The following is a 6,661-nucleotide window of genomic DNA, read 5'->3' on the forward strand; positions in this document are numbered from 1 at the left end:
TGCTTGGCTTTCTCTATTTTCACTGCTCCTCAAATTCCTGATCGAAAATTGCCAAACCTTTTATCATACCATAGAAAACTTTTGCAAGAGTTCTTCTTTTCCCGTCTCTGTGGAAAGGGGCTGATAATTCTGCATTAAGTATTTTTGATTATTTGCGAAGTTCAGTTTATTTGTAACGATTTACTCAGTGTGGCTGAAAATTAAGCGTTCTAATTTCTGTGGCGCTTGCTATCAATCCAATATCTAATTTTTTTTGCTATGGTGATCCCAAAGGAATTGTTAAATGATTACGAGGTGGAAATCAAGTCATCAGTAAAATTTGAGTATATTAAAATACAAATTTACCTTGATGGTTTATCTGTAAATTGCACCAATTTATTACTTAATGGGTTGGGCAATACGCGTTTCAATATCTTCCAAAGTTTTTAATAATAAACGGTTTGCCTGCAATTTCCAACCCCATTTCTGAATTCTGTAAGCTAATACAGTCCCAACTATAGACGCTAATAAACCAATGGGTTGATTTAAAGAAATTCCTAATAACAAACCCAATCCAGCAATTCCCCAAAATGGTAAAGCAACTGCTTGTCTTTGTTCTTCTACAACTTGGGTAATTACATTAGATTTCATAGTAGCGAGTAATGCCTCTTTGACTTGTTGCTGTTCTGTTACCGACACTGTTAAACCTATTTTCCGGCGTAGTTTTTCTATTTTTCGGGCATCAGTGCTGTATTCAGTTAGCTCATCTTCTGCCATTTTCAAGAGTCGTTCTAGTTGCGCCATTGTGTATTACATCCGGTATTTTGATCGAGTTATTAAACTGAACAATTGTTAATTTTTATTGCTTATAACCTTGCATTTCATTGCTAAATATCAAACCAGGCGACAGAATCAAAAATCTAAAATTGAATATGGGAAAAATATAATACGAGTTATGCACTTACAAGTTGAGTATAAACTTAAAAGGTAATATTTATGGCTACAGTATCTAAAAGCACTTTATCTCTATCTGCCCAAGAGCGATCGCTCATCTTGTGGTTTGATGAAGTTGGTATTGCTGACATCCCTCTAGTTGGTGGTAAAAATGCCTCACTGGGGGAAATGATTCAACAGTTAACACCCAAAGGCATTAACGTTCCTACAGGATTCGCCACGACTGCTTACGCTTATCGTCATTTCATTCAATCAGCGGGGTTAGAAGCAAAACTACGTAAACTCTTTGCAGATTTGGATGTTGAGGATGTCAAAAATTTACGAGAACGGGGAAAAAAAGCGCGATCGCTATTAATCCACACCCCATTTTCGGTAGAATTGCGGGAAGCGATCGCCACAGCATACCATCGCCTCTGCGAACAATACCATACAGAGACAGATGTGGCAGTTCGTTCTAGTGCCACCGCAGAAGACCTCCCCGACGCTAGTTTTGCCGGACAGCAGGAAACCTACCTCAACGTTGTCGGTGCAGAAGGAGTTTTAGCAGCTTGTCATAAATGCTTCGCTTCCATATTTACCGATCGCGCTATTTCTTATCGTCACGCCAAGGGATTTGACCACTTTAGCATTGCCCTTGCCGTTGGCGTACAAAAAATGGTGCGTTCTGACTTAGCAACCTCTGGGGTGATGTTCTCCATTGATACAGAAACCGGATTTAAAGATGCAGCACTAATTACAGCAGCCTACGGTTTAGGTGAAAACGTTGTTCAGGGGTCTGTAAATCCCGATGAATATTATGTTTTTAAACCAACTTTAAAAGCTGGTTTCCGCCCAATTATCGATAAAAAATTGGGCAGTAAAGAACTGAAAATGATTTATGATGACGGTTCCAAATTTACGAAAAATGTTTCGGTTTCGGCCAGCGAAAGAGGTAAATTTGCCCTGAGTGATGAAGAGATTTTACAGCTAGCAAATTGGGCGTGTTTAATTGAAGACCATTATTCCCAAGTCCACGGCATTTCCACTCCAATGGATATCGAGTGGGCAAAAGATGGCATTACTAACCAACTTTTTATTGTGCAAGCGCGTCCTGAAACCGTCCAGTCGCAGAAGATAGGAAATATGCTGCGGAGTTATCGTTTGTTATTGGGGAATAGGGAATGGGGAATAGGGAATGGGGAAAAATCTCCCCACTCTTCATTATCTGATTCCCAGTCCCCAATCCCCCTAGTTACGGGAAGTGCGATTGGAGAAGCTATTAGTCAAGGGAAAGCACGCCTAATTTTAGATGTTCAGAAACTTGACCAGTTCCAAATTGGGGAAGTTTTGGTGACAGAGAGAACTGACCCCGATTGGGAACCAATTATGAAACGCGCCAGTGCAATTGTCACCAATTCAGGGGGCCGAACGTGTCACGCCGCAATAATTGCGCGAGAATTGGGTGTACCTGCGATCGTGGGATGCGGTAATGCTACAGAAATCTTAAAACCTGGTCAAGAAGTAACAATTTCTTGCGCTGAAGGGGAAGAAGGAAAAGTTTATGCAGGCTTATTACCTTTTGAAGTTGAAGAAGTACCTTTAGAGAACTTACCCCGCACCCATACTCAAATTTTAATGAATGTGGGTAATCCCCAAGAAGCATTAAGTTTATCGGCAATTCCCAATGATGGTGTAGGTTTAGCGCGAACAGAATTTATTATCGCTAACCAAATTCAAATTCATCCAATGGCGTTAATTCATTATGAATTATTAAAAGATGAATTTGTGAAAGCTAAAATTGCTGAAATTACCTCACTTTACGACGATAAAACTCAATATTTTGTCGATAAATTAGCCCAAGGTATAGGTAGAATTGCAGCAGCATTTTATCCCAAACCTGTGATTGTCAGAACATCCGATTTCAAAAGTAATGAATATGCCAACTTGTTAGGTGGGCGACAATTTGAACCCCATGAAGAAAACCCAATGTTGGGTTGGCGAGGTGCAGCGCGTTACTACGATGAAGGCTACAGAGAAGCTTTTGCCCTAGAATGTCACGCCATCAAACGGGTACGAGAAGATATGGGTTTGACGAATGTTATTCCGATGATTCCTTTTTGTCGCACTCCCGATGAAGGGCGGTTGGTTTTGTCAGAAATGGCAAAAAATGGTTTAAAACAAGGTGTTAACGGCTTGCAAGTTTATGTGATGTGTGAGTTGCCCAGTAATGTGATTCTGGCTGAGGAATTTGCAGACGTATTTGATGGCTTCTCGATCGGTTCTAATGATTTAACTCAGCTAACACTGGGGATAGACAGAGATTCAGCGTTGGTAGCGAGATTGTTTGATGAACGCAGTCCAGCTGTCAAGGAAATGGTGAAAATGGCTATAAAAGCTGCAAAAAAACATAACCGCAAAATCGGCATTTGTGGACAAGCACCCAGCGATTACCCAGAATTTGCCCAGTTTTTGGTGGAACAAGGAATTGACTCAATTAGTCTGAATCCAGATTCGGTTTTAAAAACAATGCTAGAAGTGGCAAAAGTCGAGGGTACTAATAATTTGTAATTCGAGTAATTTATGCCAGTTAGAGACCGCTACCACGAAAACTTGAAGAATGCCCTAATTAAAGATGCCTGGATTGTTACTGACGATCCCTTTCATCTAAAGTGGGGTAAAAAGGATCTTTACGTGGATTTAGCAGCCGAAAAGTTGCTCATAGCAGAAAAAGGAACAGAGAAAATTGCTGTTGAAATTAAAACTTTCAGTGGTGACTCAGAAGTAGCAGACTTAGAACAAGCAATTGGTCAATACTTTACTTACCTTGCTGTAATGTCCCGCAACTATCCAGACAGGGTTTTGTATATTGCTGTTCATGAGGATATTTTTACTGACATTTTTGAGGAAGAACCGCTTGGTAAACTTATATTGGAAGACTACAAAATTCCTCTCATCGTTTTTAATCCAAAGCGGGAGGTTATAGTCCGATGGATACTCTGGAACAATATAGACAGATAATTTGTAGCATTCTTACTGAACACACGAAAATTCCTTACTCCTACGGTGATATTCAACATGAAACTATTTTTGATAAAGAACAGGATCGATATTTGGTGATGATTCTTGGTCGAGAACCCGTGCCTGAACTGTCTCCAACTGCGACTCGTCGCGTGCATGGCTGTCTGATTCACATTGATATTATAGATGGCAAAATTTGGATTCAACGTGATGGTACTGAAGATGGGGTGGCAACAGAATTAACTAGGGTAGGTGTACCAAAAAATCGGATTGTATTGGGATTTCGGTCTGAGGAATTGAGAAAAAATTCAGAATTTGCGATTGCATAACCAACAGTAGTTGAACTTCTGGATAACTACCCAACCACAAGTATCTTAGTATCTTGTAGAATAGCGACTTAGTTTAACCAAAAGCCAGATGACAAATCTTTTGGAAACCGAACGCTTGATTATTCGCAGTTGGATACCCGAACGCGATGCCGAACAAGCCTTTATAATGTACAGCGATCCTGAAGTTACGCACTTTCTTGGTAAATCTTCTCACGTCACAAGTATTGAGTTACAGCGTCAGCGCTTGATTGAAGGTATCGAGCGAATGCACCAACGCAAGAATGGTACTGGAGCTTGGGCAATTGTTGAAAAGGAAACTACAACAATTGTGGGAACTATCCTTCTTAAACAATTGCCCGACAAAGATGGTTTACCCACTCAAGATTATGAGGTAGGCTGGCACTTGCGGCGAGATGCTTGGGGTAAAGGGTATGCAACAGAAGCAGGACAAGCTATGCTCAACTACGGATTTAGTATTTTTAACTTGCCAGTGATTTATGCCGTAGTGAAGCCAGAAAATCATGCTTCAATCCGTGTAACCGAACGATTGGGTATGAAACCAGTAGGACAGACAAACAAGTATTACGGTATTAAATTACTCCTGTTCCAACTAAATACACCTGTAAAAATAGAGGGGGATGAGGGAGTAGAAAATAGGGGATATTAATTATTACCCAATGCCCAATTACAAATGACTAATGACTAATGACTAAAAAATGGTTCCGAATTGGGATGGTGAGTGTATTTCTTCTCTCACTTGCTTTACGGTTTTGGGGACTGGAGCGATTTAACACTCTGGTATTTGATGAAGTTTACTTTGCTAAATTCGGCAATAATTATCTCACGCGGACACCATTTTTTAATGCTCACCCGCCGCTGAGTCAATATATTATTGGTATTGGCATTTGGATTGGTAGTCACATTCCTTTTTGGCACGATACCGTAAATGGGCTGACAGGTTCATTGCGATCGCCTTGGACTTATCGTTGGTTCAATGCCCTCACAGGCTCATTTATCCCTGTAGTTGTGGCTGCGATCGCTTATCAATTGAGTTATCGCCGTACCTTTGCAATAATTGCAGGTTTCTTCACAGCTTTTGACGGCATTTTTCTAGTTGAGTCTCGCTATGCCTTAAGTAATATTTATATCGTTATCTTTGGTTTATTAGGTCATTGGTTTTTATTGTTGGCATTAGATAACCAAAATCGGCGGCGTTCTTTTTGGTTAGTTTTCGCTGGCATTGCTTTTGGTGCATCAGTTGGTACTAAATGGAATGGTTTATGGTTCCTGTCAGGTGCTTATGTTGTTTGGATAGCAGCTTGGGTAATTCATTTGATGCATTCTTTTTCTGACTCAAAACTCTTGTTTACATCCCCTTCATTGGAGGAGGTAGGAGGCAGAATTCAGGAGTCAGAATGGGCTAAACGCCCCGCTAACAGGAGCCAGAATTCAGGAGTTAGTACTTATTCTCCACCCTTTTCACCATCTCTATCATCTGAGTCACCACTACAAAACTTGACTCAGCTAAATATTTTCCAGATGTTATTTTATCTAGGGATAATTCCAGCTTTTATCTACAGCATCATCTGGATTCCTCACCTTCAACTAGATAAAACTTATGGATTTATTGCAGTACATGAGCAAATTTTGAAATTTCATTTGCATTTAGGTGGTAATAGTTCAGATGTGCATCCTTACTGTGCTGCTTGGTATAAATGGCCTTTGATGACTCGACCAATGGCATATTATTACCAAACGGCAGAAAGTATCACCGAACCATTACCTGTAATGGGGCCACCTTTGCCTGCTGGTGCTGGACAAGTTATTTATGATGTCCATGCAATGGGTAATCCATTTTTATGGTGGTTTGGTGATGCAGCGATGTTGTTTTTAGTAGGAATGCTGGTGTCACAAGTCGTAATTCCTTGGGTAAAGGAAAAGCGTTTTTCTGTACCTGCAACTCTTAGTGTTGATACTTGGATTGCCTTGTATATAGTTATCAATTATGCCGCTAACTTCTTACCTTGGGTGAGGGTGACGAGGTGCGCTTTTATCTACCACTATATGTGTGCAGTGGTGTTTGTATTTTTAGCGATCGCTTGGTTTGTCGATCAGTGTCTTCGCAGCTATTATCAACAACTCCGAGTGCTAGGTGTCACCATTACTTTTGTTATTCTGGCTGCCTTTATTTTCTGGATGCCTATTTATTTGGGTTTACCCCTCTCCCCTGACGGTTATAAGCTCCGAATGTGGTTCAACTCTTGGATTTAATTTAGGGAACTCCAAGAAATAAATTATCCATCCATCCAATAGAACTCTTGCATAAATATTTTCTGGTACAATGAAGGGTTATTTATTTCTGACTGTAATTAAGTTCAAATAGCCCCAACTTACCAAATTTC

The 6,661-nt window shown here is 40.2% G+C and carries 6 protein-coding genes; 5 read left to right on the forward strand and 1 reads right to left on the reverse strand.

Annotation, left to right across the window (positions count from 1 at the left end; translation table 11 throughout):
- Positions 1 to 378: 378 nt before the first annotated feature.
- A complete protein-coding gene (locus tag V7L31_RS08845; protein ID WP_334695874.1) occupies positions 379 to 783 on the reverse strand; it encodes a hypothetical protein in 405 nt (134 codons plus the stop codon).
- 192 nt (positions 784 to 975) lie between these two features.
- Here V7L31_RS08845 and ppsA point away from each other — a divergent pair, with 192 nt between their 5' ends.
- The 5 genes from ppsA (at position 976) to V7L31_RS08870 (ending at position 6,530) form a co-directional block, all read left to right on the forward strand.
- Entirely contained in the window at positions 976 to 3,480 is a 2,505-nt protein-coding gene (ppsA, locus tag V7L31_RS08850; protein ID WP_334695875.1) for a phosphoenolpyruvate synthase, read from the forward strand.
- A 12-nt stretch (positions 3,481 to 3,492) separates the two neighbouring features.
- A complete protein-coding gene (locus V7L31_RS08855; RefSeq protein ID WP_334695876.1) occupies positions 3,493 to 3,930 on the forward strand; it encodes an element excision factor XisH family protein in 438 nt (145 codons plus the stop codon).
- Positions 3,900 to 4,259 (forward strand): XisI protein, encoded by a 360-nt coding sequence (locus V7L31_RS08860; protein WP_334695877.1) that lies wholly within the window; start codon positions 3,900 to 3,902, stop codon positions 4,257 to 4,259. Before V7L31_RS08855 ends, V7L31_RS08860 begins: the two co-directional genes overlap by 31 nt.
- Positions 4,260 to 4,347: 88 nt before the next feature.
- A complete protein-coding gene (locus V7L31_RS08865) occupies positions 4,348 to 4,926 on the forward strand; it encodes a GNAT family N-acetyltransferase (RefSeq protein ID WP_334695878.1) in 579 nt (192 codons plus the stop codon).
- A gap of 38 nt (positions 4,927 to 4,964) precedes the next feature.
- Entirely contained in the window at positions 4,965 to 6,530 is a 1,566-nt protein-coding gene (locus V7L31_RS08870) for a dolichyl-phosphate-mannose--protein mannosyltransferase (protein ID WP_334695879.1), read from the forward strand.
- The last annotated feature ends 131 nt before the right edge of the window (positions 6,531 to 6,661 follow it).

The organism is Nostoc sp. (assembly GCF_036916655.1).
In the GTDB taxonomy this organism is placed as follows: Bacteria; Cyanobacteriota; Cyanobacteriia; order Cyanobacteriales; family Nostocaceae; genus Nostoc.